The organism is Xylanibacter ruminicola 23, assembly GCF_000025925.1.
GTDB classification, from domain to species: domain Bacteria; phylum Bacteroidota; class Bacteroidia; order Bacteroidales; family Bacteroidaceae; genus Prevotella; species Prevotella ruminicola.
On the sequence record NC_014033.1, the window covers coordinates 1,530,822 to 1,547,421 of the forward strand.

Genomic DNA, 16,600 nt, shown 5'->3' on the forward strand with positions numbered 1-16,600 from the left:
CCTATGGCCAAAATTTGTTATTTAGACAAAATCTATTTTACTTGTCTTTCTTGCCGAAAACTGAGAAGTGAACATAGCGTTTTGGATGTTGCTTTAGATCAAGCATCAGCGAGTCGGCATGCATCATGGTGCTGTTCAGGTTGTAATACAGACTGGGGTCGCGCATCAGCAGTCCGAGGGTACCCTCGCGGCTGTTCAGGGCGGCAGTCATCTGCTCTACATTCTTCAGCGTGGTATTAACGCTGGTCATAGTAGCAGCAAAATCCATGTTGCTGATATCCTTGGTAATCTGGTTGGTGTTAGCCAGCACGCCATCGGCATTCTGCAGCATCTGGGGCATCTGACGGTTGAGCTGTGCTGTGAGCAGGCTCAGATCGTGCGAGGTGCGTGTCAGGTCAGCAGTAATCTGATCGACATTATGCAGCGAGTTGGCGATGGCAGGATCGGCCAACAGGGTATTTACGCTGGCCAGGATAGAGTCGAGCTTAGGCAGCATCTGCTGTACGGCTGGAATCATATCGGCAGCCTTACCCATAGCGCCTACCTGCTGACTGCCTGTGATGGTATCGCCAGGGGCCACCATACCGTCGGCAGCATTACCCAGCACCAGCAGCACTTTTACATTGCCCATCAGGTCGGTAGCAATCTCGGCACGACTGCCCTTGGGCACACTCAGTTCGGTATCTACATCGATAGCAGCCACAATCTCGCCTGTGTTCTGATAGTCGAACATGATTTCCTCGACCACACCTACACGGTAGCCGTTGGCAAAGATAGGACTGGCCACCGAGAGGCCGCTTACATCCTTGAACTTAACGTAATATTTGTTGTCGCCAGAAAACAGCGTCATTCCCTTTAGAAAGTGCAAACCAAAATAGAGCACCAACAGACCAGCAATGGCCACCAGGGCAATCTGAATTTCTTTCGAAAACTTTTTCATATCTTATAGCTTATAATTTATTTCTTTGATTTAAACTCGCGGATAGCCGCATTCACATCTACACGCTGACCGCCCTTGAAGGCAATGATAAACGCCTCGGGGATGGTGGCAGCCACCTGCTTGCGCAAGCGGTAGATCTCGTTGTAATCGGTTGATGCGCCAACGGTGTACTTGTACATACCGCCATCGCGATACGAATCAACATCGGTAAGACCCTTAAAGCGGGCATCGCCAGCCTTGAGCTTGCTGGAGCTTGAGAGTATCTGCACCTTAAACACAGGGGCATCGTTGCTGGCAGCTGCTGCAGCAGGCTTGGGCTCGGCCTTTGCAGGTACCTCTGCCTTTGCTACGGGCTTTGGCTCGTTAACCTGGCGCACCTCTACGGGTTCAACCCTGGCCTCGGCTACCTGCTCCTGTGGCTCCTCAACCTGCGCATCGGGCAGTGGGGCCAAACGGCGCTCTGGCTCAGCCTCTTCAATCTTCTTATAAGGGATGGTGATGTTACCACCATGACGCTTACGATAGTTCAGGAAGGCATTGAACATACCTGTGGCATACAGGGTTTCGGCACGGGCCGAGTTCATAAACTCCTCCTCGTCGCGGGTTGAGATAAAACCCAACTCCAGCAGCGCACCAGGCATCGACGAGAGTCGCAGCACAGCCAGGTTGTCCTGCTGGGCACCCATATCCTGGCGGCCAGTGGCCTGGCACACGTAACGCTGCATGTACTTGGCCAGCTCAACGCTGTTCTCCATATTCTTATCCTGGATAAACTCAAACATGATATCGCTTTCGGGCGAGTTAGGATCGTAGCCATGATAGGTTTGCTGGTAGTCCTTCTCCATAAAGATAACCGAGTTCTCGCGCTTGGCCACCTCCAGGTTCTGCAGCACACCAGTCTGCTTGCCTGTACGCTTGCTGGAACCAAGGGTGTAGGTTTGGAAACCACGCGCCACCCTACCCTTTGGCAAGGCGTTGATGTGGACAGAGATAAACAAATCGGCCTTGGCCTGATTAGCTATCTCGGCACGACGGTACAACTCTACAAACTTATCGGTTTTGCGGGTATAAACCACTTTTACGTCGGGACAGTTCTGCTCAACCATACGTCCGAAGGCCAGCGCAAACTTCAGCGTGAGGTTTTTCTCCTTAGAGACTGCACCCACGGCACCCGTATCGTGACCGCCATGACCGGCATCGATCACCAACGTAAAACTATTTTTACCAGCTGCCTGGGCTATCATAGCCCCTCCCAGCAGCAACACACATAATATATATCTTAACCTAATCACGTTCCTAACCAATCTTCAATTTTTTAATTTTTAATCTTTAATGTTTAATCTTTAATGTTTAATGTACAATTCCACTCCTGCGCCTTTGCTATCGGCCCCCATCGGCGGATTCTTCTTGGTGATACGTAGATGGATGCTCGACACCTGCGGAAACTGCTGATGGATGGCCTTTACGATGCGACCTGCCACATGTTCGAGCAGCTTTGAGGGGATGTCCATCTGCTGTTTTACCAACTGGAACAGTTCGGCATAGTTCAGCGTGTCGGCCACATCGTCGGTTTCCATAGCCCCCTGGATGGGATAACCCACACGCAAGCTAACCAAAAACTCGCCTCCCACCTGTGTCTCCTGGGGCATCACCCCATGAAAGGCATAAAAGCGAACCTCGTCCAGATATATGTAACTTTCAATTATCAATGTTTAATCTTTAATGTTTAATCTTTAATCTTTAATCCTCCATCTGGAGTTCCTCCTCATCGTGGCAGCCAGGAGCGTACTTCTTCAGTGCGCGCTCAACACCTGTTTTCCAGGTATTGATACTCTCATCCTTGAGCGAGAGCGAAGCCACCAGCTTGATGACATGTTCGATAGGCATGCGATAACGCAGCACACCTGATATCAGTTTAGCGTAGTTCCAGTACTCGGGGTTAAACTTCTCAGAGAGGCCCTCGACGGTGGTTTTATAGCCACGACGGTTCTCGAACTGGAAATCGTAACGCTTGGTGCCATCGGGGTTAACCTGCTTAATGATTTTACCCGTTGTAACGGTTTTGGGCAGCACAATGCCATCCTCGTCGTCGGCCAAGCCTGTAAATATCTCGTAAGGGTAGCCATTCAGCAAGCCTACCAATGCCACCCATTTTTCGCGGTTATTCTGGAAACGTACCACGTCGCACTCCAACACCTCAGGACGCACCTCGGTTACCTCTGGTCGGGTGCCCAACAAGAAGATATCGAATGCCTGATTGGCCAACGTAAGCAGCAATTCGGCATCATCGGCCTTAACCGATTTGAGGCACTGGTTAAGGATGCTGGCCACACGCTCCTCGGACAGAGTAGCATCGCTGTGCTGACCTATGGCTGTGAGTTCGTGAGCAATACGCTCAACGAGTTCACTACGCAAGTTTTCTTCCATATCAAACTATTTTTGCGTGCAAAGTTAGATAAATTTGCCGAATTATTTGTATTTTTGCAACCAAATAATACAAAAAAGAAGATTTTTATAAGCAAAATTAAGAGATATGAAACATTTATTGACACGACGAACCATCAGAAAATACACCCAGGAGCCAGTAAGCGACGAGTTGCTGAACCGTCTGATGAACGAGGCTGCACGCACCCAGACCATGGGAAACCTGCAGCTTTACAGCGTGGTGGTGACCCGAAGCGACGACATGAAAGCCAAGCTGGCACCTGCCCATTTCAACCAGCCCATGGTGAAACAGGCGCCTGTGGTGCTTACCATCTGTGCAGATTTTAACCGCACCAGTTTCTGGGCAAAATGTCGCAAGGCCGAGCCTGGTTACGACAACTTCCTGTCGTTTATCAATGCGGCTACCGATGCCTTACTCTACACACAGACGCTGTGCAACCTGATGGACGAGGAAGGCTTGGGCTACTGCTACCTGGGTACCACCGTGTATCAGCCCCAGCAGATTATCGACGTGCTGCAGTTGCCTAAGCTGGTAATGCCTGTGGCTACGCTTACCGTGGGTTGGCCTGATGAGGAACCCGCCCTGAGCGACCGATTGCCACTTGAGAGTTTTGTGCATCAGGAGACATATCAGGATTATCTGGGTGCTGATATCGACACCTATTATAATTATAAGGAGAACCTGGAGGAGAATAAGAACTTTGTTAAGATCAACAACAAAGAAACGCTGGCGCAGGTATTTACGGATATCCGCTACACCCGCAAGGACAACGAGGCGATGTCAACCACACTCCTCCAAACCTTAGAACGCCAAGGTTTCCTCCCCCACACTATCCTGCTGCAGAAAATTTAGGCACGGATTACACGGATTAACACGGATTTTTTTCCGTCCTCGCGATTTTAATTTTGGCACGGATTAACACGGCTTTAATAAATTAAAGACACGGCTTTAGCATTGTAAACTAAGCCGTGTCTTTTTTATAAAAAAGGCCGTGTTAATCCGTGCCTAAATATATAGCAAAAATTACAATCTCTTACTCGAGCACGATAGGCTTGTACTTTGGTACGAGTGCCTTCATGATGCACCAACCTATCAGGTAGGCAACAGCACAGATACAGAATACTACCATGTAAGCAGCAGGCTTGCCTTCGAAGCCGAAGAACTGGAAGGCGGCACCCTGATTGGCTGCCCAGGTAAAGAACTCACCCGAACCCATGTTGATGGCCATTGAGCCGAAACCACCCGTCATAGTACCCAGACCAACGATGGTACCGATGGTGCTCTTGGGGAACATGTCGCCGATGGTTGAGAACAGGTTGGCACTCCATGCCTGATGACCTGCACCCAGCAAACCAATCAGGATAGCTGGCCACCAAGCGCTATAAGCACCAAGAGGCTGAGCCAACAGACCTAATACTGGGAAACAAGCAAATATCAGCATGGCACGCATACGACCCAGATAAGGATTCATGCCCTTCTTATCAACAAAATAGGTTGGCAGATAACCACCACCGATACTGAGAACGGTTACAATGAGGTAGAGCGTAAAGATGAGCGCAATACCCATAGCCGAGTCGGAGGTATAGCCGTACTGGTCGCTGAAGTAAGCAGGTGCCCAGAACAGGAAGAACCACCAAACACCATCGGTCATGAGCTTACCTACGAGGAATGCCCAAGTCTGACGATAGGTAAAGCACTTGAGGAATGGGATAGCCTTCTCCTCCTTCACCTCGCCGCGATCCTTCACCTCTTCAAGGTCGTTGTCCTGCTCAATGTAGTTCAGCTCGGCCTGGTTCACAAACTTGTTGCTGCGTGGCTTCTCGTACAACCACATCCACAAGCCCATCCAAACATAACCCAGCACACCAATGATGACGAATGCCATCTCCCATCCCCAGGCACGGGCCAACAGGGGAATAGTGGCAGGGGCAGCCAGCGCACCTACCGATGCACCACTATTAAAGATAGAGGTAGAGAAAGCACGATCCTTCTTTGGGAAGTACTCGGCAGTGGCCTTGATGGCAGCGGGGAAGTTACCTGCCTCGCCCACAGCCAGAATCATACGACATGAGAGGAACAACCATACTGAGATGGTGGCAATGGCCACAGCGGCATCGCTACCAGCCTGCACCATGCGCAGCGCCTCGATGCTGTCGTAACCCTCGATATTCATAGCTACCCATCCGCAGCCTGCATGCATCACAGCACCTGTGCTCCATACAAAGATGGCGATGAGATAACCTTTTTTAGTTCCCATCCAATCGATGAACTTACCTGAGAACAGGTTGGCGATGGCATAGAACAACGAGAACAAACCCGTAATCTTACCATAGTCGGCATCGGTCCAATGGAAATCAACAGCGATAAAATCCTTCCAAGTTAAAGAGAGAACCTGACGGTCCATATAGTTTACTGTGGTTGCCAGAAACAGCAGCGCACAGATAACCCAACGGAAGTTGGACATTTTTGTAGTCTGTACTGGTGTCATATTATCTCAAATCTTTAACCTCGATGTTATCTTTATCATTATAGTTCAAGTTCTCGCCAGCCATACCCCAGATAAAGGTATAGTAATAGGTGGCCGAAGCGCAATGGATGCTCCACTCAGGGCTCATGATGGCCTGCTCGTTCTTGAGCCATACCACACGGGTCTCCTGGGGCTCGCCCATCACATGACTGATCTGATGACCCTCGGGCAGATTGAAATAGTAATAAGCCTCGATACGGCGACCATGGGTGTGAGGTGGCATGGTGTTCCATACGCTACCCTCCTGCAACTGGGTCAAACCCATCTGCAACTGGCAGGGGCCCTCCTCAAGGGCGGTATTTACAATCAGCTGGTTGATGGTGCGCAGATTACTCTCGGCCTTGCTGCCCAGAGGCTTCTCCTTGGTACCAACAATCACAGCCTTCAGGCTCTGTACCTTACCGTTCTTACGACCATCGAGTGTAACCCACTGTGTTTTATAGTGCTTGTGGGCTGTAGCCGAGTTAAGATAGAACTTAGCTGGATTGCTGGCATCCTTTGAACGGAAGATAACCTCCTTGTTGCAGTCGATATCGTTCCCCTTCTTATCCTTACCCAGCCAGCCGCGACCTACGTAAAGGGCCTCGCTATAGCCAAGCGGGTACTCCTGACCATCGACGATAACCACGCCAGGACCACCAGTATTGATGATACCCAGCTCGCGGTTGCGCATAAAATAATCGGCACGCAGCTGGGGATGGGTCTCAAGCTTCAGATTCTTGTTAACAGGCATAGCGCCTCCGTAGATAAAACGATCGTAGTACGAATAAGTGAGGTTAATCTCATCGGGCGCCATCACCTTCTCCATCACAAAACGGTCGCGCAGGGTCTGCGTGTCGTAATGCTTCACGTCGGCGGGGTGACAAGCCGTCTGGAACGTCATGTTCTGCTGGCCAAAGGCCGTCATCAGATTTCCCATAAGCATCAAAGTAAAAATAGATTTCTTCATATTGTTATTAATTAATAATTTTGCAACGGACTACAGGACTTCATGATTCTTTTTTTCGTCCTCAATAATTCGCTTGCGGTTGAACCACATCATAGCGGCAGTAAAGACAGTAAGCACGCCCAGGCCTACCCACTGCAGGTTGTTAACGCACTTGTAGATAGTCCAGCCAAACAGGCTCGAAGCAAAGTCGAGCGCACCAGCCTCGAAGCCCTCAGGAATCTTGGCAGCGTTATCGCCCGTCTGCTCAAACACGGTGTGGGCGGCCTGCGTAAAGGCGGGCGCCATATCGGTTACAAACCACAGACCGATGGCCAGAGCCACCAGTCCAACGATAAAGGTCTTAACCACGTTACCCTTGGTGTAAGGCAGCACCATCACAAACACATAGAACATACCAGCCAACGAGGCCAGAGGCAGGAACTGGTTGCCTGGCAGGATAACAGCCAAGCCCAGGGTTACAGGTATCAACAGCAGCGATACTACCAGCGTGGTGGGATGACCGATGACCAATGCTGGCGACATGCCGATATATACCTTCTTACCATTGAACTTCTTCTTAACCACCTCCTGAGTTTTCTCTGAGATAGGCATTAAGCCATCGATAAACAGCTTGGTAATACGTGGGATGAGCTCCATCACAGCACCCATGGTAACACCCAGGAACAGGATTTTCTTAATATCCAACTGAGCCAAAGCACCAATCAGCGCACCTACGATAACACCCAACACCAAGGGCTCGCCCAGTACACCAAACTTCTTTTTCAATCCCTCGGCATCGATGTCCAGCTTTGAGAAACCAGGAATCATATCCAAGCCCTTATTAACGAGCATGGCAAACGGAGTGAAACTCTGCACAAAAGGCTGCGGGATAGAGATGCCCTCCATACCCTCGTAATAGCCCTGGAACTTAGGCGCTGTAAGGTCGGCCATTACCAGCGTGTTGATGTAGCATACGATAGCGGCGAAATAGCCCCATGCCAGACTCTGATCCATCACGAAATAGGCTACGGCACCAATAAAGGCAAAGTGCCAGTAGTTCCACAGGTCGATATTAACGGTGCGGGTGGTTTTGGTGATGAGCATGAGGAAGTTTACACCCAGACAGATGGGGATGATGAGTGCGCCTACAGCCGTGTTGTAAGCCACAGCAGCTGCTGCCGGCCAACCCATATCGAACACGCCGAGCTGGAGGTTGTACAAACGCGAAATCTCAGAAAGCGGATCGCCAAAATTGTTAGTTAGCAGGGCCGTTACAATGCCCAGACCAACAAATCCTACACCTACGTAAAGTCCTGATTTCAAGGACTTTCCGAATTTCAATCCAATACAAAGTCCAATAATAGTAAACAGTATGGGCATCATGACTGATGCACCAAGACTGATAATGTAACTGAATACTTGTTCCATTGTTTTTAGTCGATTTTTGGTGCAAAGATACACATTTTTGCCGAACAACACGAGAAAGCGAACGTTTTTTTTACTCAAACGTTAACGTAAGTCGTCGTGCAGGTCAACCCATGCCTCTTCGTCGGGTATCACAATCACAAATCGTGAGCCGTTGGTATAGGTGGCATCCAGCTTCAGCTCGCCTCCAATCAGGCGCACCAACTGGCGGCATACTGGCAAGCCCAAGCCTAAGCCCTCGCTAAAGATATCACCCTTCTCGAACGTATCGAAAAGATTCTTGCGAACACTCTCACTAATACCAGGACCTGTATCCTCGACAAAGAACATCACCTTGAGTCCATCGGTCTTTACCGACAGCTTTACATGGCCCTCGGTAGTAAACTTCTTGGCGTTAAACAGCAACTCGTTCAAGGCCTTGGTAAGATAGTCGCGATTGGTTTTAACCGTACGTGTATCATCCACCTGCACATCGGTAGTTAAATCGATGGTATGCGGCGGGCGCGAGGCATAGATATCGGCCACATGCTGAATAAGCTCCTTAATGCAAACACGCTCATGGGTATCCACCTTTACATCCTTACCGGCATTCGAGGCAACAATAAGCATACCCACCATACGACTGATGAGGATGGCGTTGGTTTGCATGGTTTCTGTAATATTGCCGAGATCCTCCTGAGGGATACTCTCGTAATCGTCGCGCAGCACCTGGGTAAAGCCGTTGATAATGTTGAGCGGCGTACGTATCTGGTGGGTTATATCCTGCAAGAACTCGTTCTTCTTCTCGTCGGCCTTATGCGCCTGTTCGTTGGCCTCGGCCAAATCCTGGTTCATCCGCTCGGCATCCAGGTTGGTTTGCTTCAGGTTCAGGATATGACTACTCAGGGCCTGTTGCATCTCAGCAAAATTATTCTGCAGGCGACCTATCACATCCTTACGCCTACTGAAGCTGATGGCCTCGTGGAAGTGGCCGTCGGTAATGTAGCTGATTTGATGCGTCAGGTCGTTAAGCGGCTGCACCATCATCGACACCACATTGAGGCAGAATACCAGAATGAGCAGCAAACCAAACGTAAGCACAGGTATCAGAATGTAGAGCAGTTTGTTGTAGCTCACAAAGACATCGCTCTCGTAACATATCAGCGCCATGCTCCATGGGGCTTTGGTGAGCGACTGATAGAGCACCACGCAAGGCTCGCCATTCACCTTTACGTTGAGCATACCCTTCTTGCCGGCTATCATCTGGTGACCAAGTGAAATCAGATCCTGCTGCTTGGTGGGGTCGGCATCGTTGAAGATGGTACGACTCTTAAGCTTCGTGGTATCGGGATGCACAATATACTGGCCATTGGCACCCAGCAACATGACATACGATTTAGGATACGGCTTATACGACGATATCACCTCCGACAGCCAGTCGATGGCCAAGTCGGTTGAGATGACACTCATCAGACGCTTGTGGCGATCGTACATCGGCACGCAGTACGACACAATCATATCGTTGAAATCGGTCGACTCTACACCCTGCAAATCCTCGGCATAAGCCTCAACCCAGCAGGGTTTGCCTAAGGTGGCGGCTGTGCGATACCAAGGTTTGTCGAAATAGTTGTAAGGCTTCTCAATATTAGCCACTACCGTATCGGCATTTTCTGGATTATAGGCATAAACAGAGAAATAGCGGCCACGATCGGGGAAGAAATCGGGCGCCATAACCACCGAACAACCATCAAAGTTTGGATTCTGCCCTACTACCAATCGGATGTAATTAAGCAGCGAGTCGGGGCGTATGTCGTCGCCCAGATGCCATACGGCAGTACGGGTGGCAGTCTCCACCTCGTTCATCAGCTCGTTTACACGCTCGGTACAGTTCTCGAGCTCAAGGTTGGCGTGCTCCATAGCCTGCTGCTTTACCAGCTGGCGCGAATAGAGGAACAGGGTGCCGATAGAGAATGTGAACACCACTACCAGGAACAAGAGGATGCCCAAACTGAGTTTGAGCGACAGCTTGCGTTTGATGCGATTCAATAATATACTCATGCCTCTCCCTCCTCTTCTTGATTTTTAGTTGCAACTTCGAGCAGTTTGTCCAGCAACTGAGTAACAGTAAACGTATGGGCATCAACCTGATTAGCCAGCTCTACAATCTGCTCGTGCGGCATCTCATGATGATGCTGGCGCACCTCGGTTACCAGTCGCGATATCTCGTTAACTGGTTCATCCATCTGGTCGGTCATATTCTGCAGGAAGGCCATCTTCACCCTATCAGCCTCGGTCTTATGCTTCTGAGCCTCGGTAAGCAGCCAGTTCTGCTCAACCAGCATCAGATTCTTGTGGTCGATCTCGTCGAGGTGCTGCCTGATGGATTGCTGCATGGTAATAAAGCTGTTGGCCAGAACACCCACCTCGTCCTGGCGGTTACTGGTCTTGATAGGCACATCGTAATGACCGCTCTTAATCAAACAGGCCGACTTCTCGAGAGCGCGCAACGGGTGCAGCTCACGATGGATAAATACTGAGCAGAACACCACGATAGCAATCAGAGCCAGCAGCACTACTGCAAACATCAGCGGAATCATCGTGTTGTAGTTACCCATAATCTCGTCCTCGGGGCATGCCACCGTAATCTCCCATTTAGTTTTCTCGAAAGGCTTATAAGCTAAAACACGGGGCGTACCGTTCAGGCTGAGCTGCTCGGTACCACTCTGACCGTTCATCATCTTATAGGCTGTTAAGCTGTACTTCTCCTCAGGATACTGCTCCATCAGCGTAAACATGGCGCGTGGGCGCAACAACGAGGTATCGGGATGGATGACAAAAGCTCCCGTATGGGTCATGAGCGAACCTGTTACATAAGGTAACGGGCGCTGCTCGTAAATGATTTTCGTCAACCAATAGATAGAGATATCTACACCATACACACCTACTACCTTACCATCCCTGTGTATAGGCATGGCGTAGGTGATAATAGGCTCATCGTCGGTTCGGTAATCCTCGCGGGGCTCTGTCCACATATTCTTATCGTGGGTCATTGGCTCCTCGTACCACTGCTGGTGCAGATACGAGTCGTGGGCAAACAGCTCGCTCCTGACTACCTTTCCCTTCCATCGGTGATAGTAAATCATATAATCCTTTTCGCCACGATCGGGGAATGTGCCAGGCACAAAGGCGGTGGCAATACCTATAATCGTGGGTTCGTTGGCCAGTATCTGCTGGGTGTACTTCCCAATCTCGAGCGTGTCGGTCATGTTCTGCTCTACCCACCAATGCGTCTGACGGGTTATCACCTCAATCTCGTGCAACTTCTGCCCCACCGCTATCTCAAACTGATCAAGTATATCCTCGGCCTTACCCAGCGATTCGTCGTGAACCGCCTGGCGGGCATAATAGAACATCAAGGAGAAAGTGGCGGCAAACAATATTGACACGAACAATACCACCCACAAACTGAGCTTTGCAGATAGTGATTTTATGATGGTATATAGAAAGTTCGGTTTCATTGTTCCAAAATTAATAGAAGATTGTTTGGGTACAAAGATACAAAAAAAATTAATACAACCAAACTTTTTACCATATTTTTACAAAAAAAGATCGGAAGCCCGCATCACTGCGAGCTCCCGACAAGGACTCTAATAATAAGCCCCGCAATACAAATTGCAGGGCTCAAACATCATATTTATAAGGGATTATGCCAGAAAGAACTTGCGGAACTCGCTCTCGAAGTTAGGCGTCAGGAATCCGCGGCCCATCGCCAAACGTATCTCCTGGATGCTCCAGAACCGTCCACCATCAAGCTCTGAGGCCGAAGGGGTAACAGGACCATCGTAAACGGTGCGATGTACATATACCAATTCGCGCTCGCGTGCACTCTCAAATACGTACATTCCTACCCGCTCGGGCTTAAAGTCGGTAATACCAAGTTCCTCGCGCACCTCGCGCACCAAGGCCTGCTCTGGGGTCTCGCCATAATCTATATGACCGCCCACGCTGGTATCCCACTTGCCTGGCTGAATATCCTTCCATTCAGGGCGGCGCTGCAGATACACCTCGCCCTTACTGTTAAACACATGCAGATGCACCACAGGATGCAAAAGACGAGAGCCACTATGGCACTCGCCTCGTGTGGCTGAGCCGATAACGCTGCCGTCGTCGGCCACCACAGGGAATAGTTCCTCACTATTATCGCTCATCACCACTTATTATTTGTTGCGATAAAAAACAAATGGTGTGTCCTTGCTAAGATATGAGGTAAGCTTATCGTCCATATAGATGGCACCCTCGATAATCTCCATCGAAAACTCCTTAGTGCTGGTGTTATAGATACCGCTTGAATAGGTGTTGGTAGAATAGAAAGCCACCTGTACCTTGTGCTCGCCATCGTTGAGCTTAACAGTATATTTTGGAGCCTTGGGGTTAATGAGCCAGTAGATAGGCGAAATCTTCATAAAGCCAATGTAGCAATCGATGTCCTGATCGGGACAAGCCTGAAGGGCAGCACGCAACTCCTTACCCTGAGTACTTACGCTATCGATATTGTGAGCCAGCAAACGGGCGGGAAAATCGTGAATGGTCATGGTGCTATCGGTAGAGATAGTCCAGCTGATGTCTACTGAATCTACATTGTTCACATCCTTCTGGGTGGGAGCCGAATAATACACCTTACCAAGATGAGTGCCACGAACGGCGTTTAAACAGGTAGCAATCTCGCCTTGAGTAAGGTTCTTAACCTCACTGCTATCATCACCAATACACGATGTTAAACAAACAGCTGCCATGCAGCATGCAACAGAGAAAATTTTTAATGCTTTCATTTTTTTACTTATTGTTTTTGTTTTGTGATTTGAATTGTACACACTCTAAATGCACTACAACCCAAAATCTTGCATCACTAACCGTTAATAATATTTAATTCGTCGCTTTTTTAGGTTTCGACCCTGCAAAGGTATATTGTTTTTGCGAAAAACACGAAACTTTAATCAGAATATCAACAAAAAAATGTAATTTTGCACCATGATATTCTATTTTACAGGCACAGGAAACACCAAATGGGTGGCCAAGCAGATTAGCGAGGCCATCGGTGAAGAGTTATTCTACATCCCCGACTTGATACGTAAGGGACAGAACCAGTTTGAGTTAAAGCAGAACGAAACCATCGGCTTCTGCTTCCCCACCCATGGCTGGCAACCACCCAAAATCGTGCGCGAGTTTATCAAAAAATTAATTATCAATTATCAATTGTCCGCTCCAGCTCCGCTGGCTTGCAAGGCAAGAACTGTCAACTGTTACTGCTGGGCGCTCACCACCTGTGGCGACAACATAGGCGAAACGATGACGATACTGAACAAGGATTTAGCCACTATCGGCTTGCAGGCCACCACGCAGTTTGCCGTTGTGATGCCCGAAAGCTATGTGTGCCTGCCGTTTATGTACACGGATACTGAGGAGAAAGAGCACGCCAAGATAAACCAGGCACGAAAGATGCTGCCACATATCATATCGGTTATACGCGAACGCACGACGGGTGTTGAGGAGTTAGTAAAAGGCGGCACTCCCCGACTCTACTCGTACGTGATTGGTGCTTACTTTAATGCCCGCATGGTAAACGACAAGAAGTTTACGGTTGATGAGGATGTGTGTATCAAATGTGGCAAATGCATAAAAGTGTGCCCTGTAGATAATATACAAGGAACACCGCCCGAGTGGATTCACAACGGACGGTGTACCTCTTGTTTAGCCTGTTATCATTATTGCCCCGTGCATGCCATCAACTTTGGCAAGATTACACGTAAGCGCGATCAGTACTACTTTAATAAACGCGGGGACCAAAAATCTTAGTGCCCACACGTATCATGGTTGAGCCTGTCTGCAGGGCGATGGGATAATCATCGCTCATACCCCACGAACGCTCACAAAACGCATCGTCGTCGGCAAAATACTGAGCCTTCACCTCGTCGAAGAAATCGCGAGCAGTCTGCATCTCCTGGCGAATCTGCGCTTCGTCATTCACAAACGATGCCATCATCATCAAGCCACAAATCTGCACATGCTGCATCTCGCGCCACTCGCCAGCTGCCAACAGCTCACGACAGGCATCGAGTGTAAGACCGTACTTGGTAGCCTCCTCGGCAATATGCAGCTCAAGCAGCACCTTGATACGGCGACCACACTTTTCGGCCTGCTTGTTAATCTCGCGCAACAACTTGAGCGAGTCAACAGCCTCGATCATCGTTACATAAGGTGCAATGTACTTTACCTTGTTGGTTTGCAAATGGCCGATAAAGTGCCATTCGATATCCTGAGGCAGCGACTGATGCTTCTGGCGCAACTCCTGTTCGTGACTCTCGCCAAACACACGCTGACCCTCCTCGTAGGCTGCCTCGATATACTCGTTAGGGTGATATTTAGAGATAGCCACAAGGCGAACACCTTGTGGCAATGTATCGAGCACCTCGTGCAGATGGGATTTAACGTCGTAATCCATCATCGTATCGTTTGCGTTTCTTACTGCTGCTCGTATTCGGGCTTATCGTTCTTTTTGCCGTACTCGTAAACGTCCATCAACGTTGTCTCGGCTACCGACGAAACCACATAATCAATCATGGTACCGCCCATCACCTCGTCGATATTCTTCATGGCACCGTTCATCGAACCAGCCTGAACCAGGTAGTTAACGGTTGAACGCTTCTCCTTCTCAGTCTTCTCATCGATAGTGATGAACTGGAGCTTAGCCTTGTACCACTTATCGGCAATGTTATCATCGGTAAAGAATACCTCTTTGTAAGCTGCTTTCTTTATATCGGCCACCTCGAACTCGCCGCTGATATACGACGACATCTCCTCGGTGACGCGAGTCTCGGCCTCGCTGAAACTCAGGGCGTCGACTACATAATTTTCGTTTACTTTCCTCTGCAAGCCGTCCTCGGTTACCTTCTCATAACGGATCTTGCATTCAAACCACGTTGCTGTTCTACTTCTCATTTCTTTTCTGTTTTATTCTTTTTTATTCCCATATAATCTTTGTCCAGCGCCTCCATTTTCTTGGTGGTAAGCTGGTCGATAATCTCACTGGCAATGCGCTGCGAGCGCTCGTTACCCAGGCTGCTTTGCTTGGCAAGATCCTGTTCGGCCTTGGCCAACTCCTGAGTCATACTACGGCTGCGCGCCATAAAATCCTTTTCCGAAAGGTTCATCTGCTTGTTGTTATAAACCTTCGATAGGATGCGGTCGGCCTCTTTGGTAAACTGCTTGCGGAATATCTGCTCGGCCTTGGCCTGATACTCCTTCATCTCCTTCTCGTCGATAGTGAGCGAATCCTTCATACGCATCTGCCTGGCCACGATATTGGCGATGGTAGCCGAATCGGCATCGGCACCCAAGCCGTAAAGCAGGTTCTCCTCGTCGAGCATATCATCGGGGATAGGCTCCTCAACGGCCTTTACGTATTCTACGTCCTCGGGCTGGGGCAACATATAGAAATAGCTACCCACAATGGCCAGCGCAATAGCAACTGCAGCAAAACCCACCAAGGCTGTGCGGCGCATCTGCTTGCGACTGATGAGCGCATGGTAGAAATCGTGAACCGACTGATAACGGCGGTCGGGGTCCTCGGCTGTGGCCTTAGTGATAATCTGGCGCCACTCGAAAGGCAGACCGGCTGAGTGATACAGCCACACCACAAACTTGGCCATCGAGTACACATCGGCACGGGCATCAATCTCGCCACCAGCCAACACCTCGGGCGCTACGTAATCCTCAAGTCCGTCGTACAGTATCTCCTGATCCAACTTAGCATAGAACGAACCATGACAAAGCAGGCGGATGGTAGCATCGTTTTTGCGAGCCAGCACATTACAGGGGGCAAAACATACGTGATACACGCCCTGCTCGTTAAGCTGATGGGTGAGTTCTACCAGATCGCGCAACGTGTTGTTGGCAAAATCCTCGCGCGCCACAACAGCCGGATTCTCGTTCAGCAGCTGCTCGAAAGTAACAAAGTTACCCACCTCAACCGCTATGGCATAAACACCACCGTCGCCCTCGTTGGGCACAAAGTGCAACTGGTGCTTATCCTTTACCTTATCCATATCGGCAGCCTCGGTACGCACACAATTACTAAAGGCGACATGATCGGCCACCTCGTCGTGGAACTCCACGAAGTTAGAGTACTTTCCATCGATCAACCGCTTGTAGAAGTAACCGTAGGGAAGACGGACTTTCGTGGTTTTTCTAACGTCACGCGTTTCTAATAATTCCTCGAAATTCATCGTAAGCTCACAATTTTGCTGCAAAAGTAAACAAATAAATCGAAAAAAAGCACGATTTAAAAATATTTTAGTA

At 49.4% G+C, this 16,600-nt stretch carries 15 protein-coding genes and 1 pseudogene; 2 read left to right on the forward strand and 14 right to left on the reverse strand.

The window, feature by feature from the left end; all coding sequences use genetic code 11:
* Window positions 1-37: 37 nt before the first annotated feature.
* The 4 genes and pseudogenes from PRU_RS06660 to PRU_RS06675 all read right to left on the reverse strand — a co-directional run.
* Window positions 38-940 carry an MlaD family protein gene (locus PRU_RS06660; protein ID WP_013063690.1) on the reverse strand — a complete coding sequence of 301 codons (903 nt, stop codon included), beginning with the start codon at window positions 938-940 and terminating at the stop codon, window positions 38-40.
* 17 nt (window positions 941-957) lie between these two features.
* Window positions 958-2,184 carry an N-acetylmuramoyl-L-alanine amidase family protein gene (locus PRU_RS06665; RefSeq protein WP_013063107.1) on the reverse strand — a complete coding sequence of 409 codons (1,227 nt, stop codon included), beginning with the start codon at window positions 2,182-2,184 and terminating at the stop codon, window positions 958-960.
* A 99-nt stretch (window positions 2,185-2,283) separates the two neighbouring features.
* Entirely contained in the window at window positions 2,284-2,643 is a 360-nt protein-coding gene (gene folB / locus PRU_RS06670; protein WP_041386700.1) for a dihydroneopterin aldolase, read from the reverse strand.
* Between the two features lie 82 nt (window positions 2,644-2,725).
* Window positions 2,726-3,166, reverse strand: a pseudogene (locus tag PRU_RS06675) (ribonucleoside-triphosphate reductase); the annotation flags it as partial.
* Between the two features lie 307 nt (window positions 3,167-3,473).
* On the opposite strand from PRU_RS06675, the gene PRU_RS06680 reads away from it, so the two are divergent.
* Entirely contained in the window at window positions 3,474-4,238 is a 765-nt protein-coding gene (locus PRU_RS06680; RefSeq protein ID WP_013065629.1) for a nitroreductase family protein, read from the forward strand.
* Between the two features lie 181 nt (window positions 4,239-4,419).
* Here PRU_RS06680 and PRU_RS06685 read toward each other — a convergent pair whose 3' ends face one another.
* From PRU_RS06685 to PRU_RS06715, 7 genes are all read right to left on the reverse strand, one after another.
* Window positions 4,420-5,874 carry an MFS transporter gene (locus tag PRU_RS06685; RefSeq protein ID WP_013065039.1) on the reverse strand — a complete coding sequence of 485 codons (1,455 nt, stop codon included), beginning with the start codon at window positions 5,872-5,874 and terminating at the stop codon, window positions 4,420-4,422.
* A 1-nt stretch (window position 5,875) separates the two neighbouring features.
* Window positions 5,876-6,862 carry a 5-dehydro-4-deoxy-D-glucuronate isomerase gene (kduI, locus tag PRU_RS06690; protein WP_041385854.1) on the reverse strand — a complete coding sequence of 329 codons (987 nt, stop codon included), beginning with the start codon at window positions 6,860-6,862 and terminating at the stop codon, window positions 5,876-5,878.
* Window positions 6,863-6,892: 30 nt separating this feature from the next.
* The gene (locus PRU_RS06695) at window positions 6,893-8,269 is read right to left on the reverse strand and encodes a PTS galactitol transporter subunit IIC (protein WP_033150025.1); all 1,377 of its coding nucleotides are present in this window, start codon (window positions 8,267-8,269) and stop codon (window positions 6,893-6,895) included.
* A gap of 81 nt (window positions 8,270-8,350) precedes the next feature.
* Window positions 8,351-10,303 (reverse strand): ATP-binding response regulator, encoded by a 1,953-nt coding sequence (locus PRU_RS06700; RefSeq protein WP_013065242.1) that lies wholly within the window; start codon window positions 10,301-10,303, stop codon window positions 8,351-8,353.
* Entirely contained in the window at window positions 10,300-11,763 is a 1,464-nt protein-coding gene (locus tag PRU_RS06705) for a PDC sensor domain-containing protein (protein WP_013063485.1), read from the reverse strand. The genes PRU_RS06700 and PRU_RS06705 overlap by 4 nt, the downstream gene beginning before the upstream one ends.
* Before the next feature lie 186 nt (window positions 11,764-11,949).
* Window positions 11,950-12,456 carry an NUDIX hydrolase gene (locus PRU_RS06710; protein ID WP_041386701.1) on the reverse strand — a complete coding sequence of 169 codons (507 nt, stop codon included), beginning with the start codon at window positions 12,454-12,456 and terminating at the stop codon, window positions 11,950-11,952.
* A gap of 6 nt (window positions 12,457-12,462) precedes the next feature.
* Complete coding sequence (locus PRU_RS06715) at window positions 12,463-13,074, reverse strand: DUF4840 domain-containing protein (RefSeq protein WP_041385857.1); 612 nt, start codon at window positions 13,072-13,074, stop codon at window positions 12,463-12,465.
* A gap of 199 nt (window positions 13,075-13,273) precedes the next feature.
* Here PRU_RS06715 and PRU_RS06720 point away from each other — a divergent pair, with 199 nt between their 5' ends.
* Window positions 13,274-14,098 carry an EFR1 family ferrodoxin gene (locus tag PRU_RS06720; RefSeq protein WP_013065619.1) on the forward strand — a complete coding sequence of 275 codons (825 nt, stop codon included), beginning with the start codon at window positions 13,274-13,276 and terminating at the stop codon, window positions 14,096-14,098.
* Here the strand turns inward: PRU_RS06720 and PRU_RS06725 are convergent.
* From PRU_RS06725 to PRU_RS06735, 3 genes are read right to left on the reverse strand one after another with little or no spacing between them, the layout of a single operon-like run.
* Window positions 14,070-14,744, reverse strand: coding sequence for a YggS family pyridoxal phosphate-dependent enzyme (locus tag PRU_RS06725; protein ID WP_013063833.1), 675 nt, complete (start codon window positions 14,742-14,744; stop codon window positions 14,070-14,072). The genes PRU_RS06720 and PRU_RS06725 overlap by 29 nt on opposite strands.
* 20 nt (window positions 14,745-14,764) lie before the next feature.
* Window positions 14,765-15,241: a DUF4494 domain-containing protein gene (locus PRU_RS06730; protein ID WP_013065229.1), complete on the reverse strand. Its 477-nt coding sequence runs from the start codon at window positions 15,239-15,241 to the stop codon at window positions 14,765-14,767.
* A complete protein-coding gene (locus tag PRU_RS06735; RefSeq protein ID WP_041385859.1) occupies window positions 15,238-16,527 on the reverse strand; it encodes a protein kinase family protein in 1,290 nt (429 codons plus the stop codon). Before PRU_RS06735 ends, PRU_RS06730 begins: the two co-directional genes overlap by 4 nt.
* Between the last annotated feature and the right edge of the window lie 73 nt (window positions 16,528-16,600).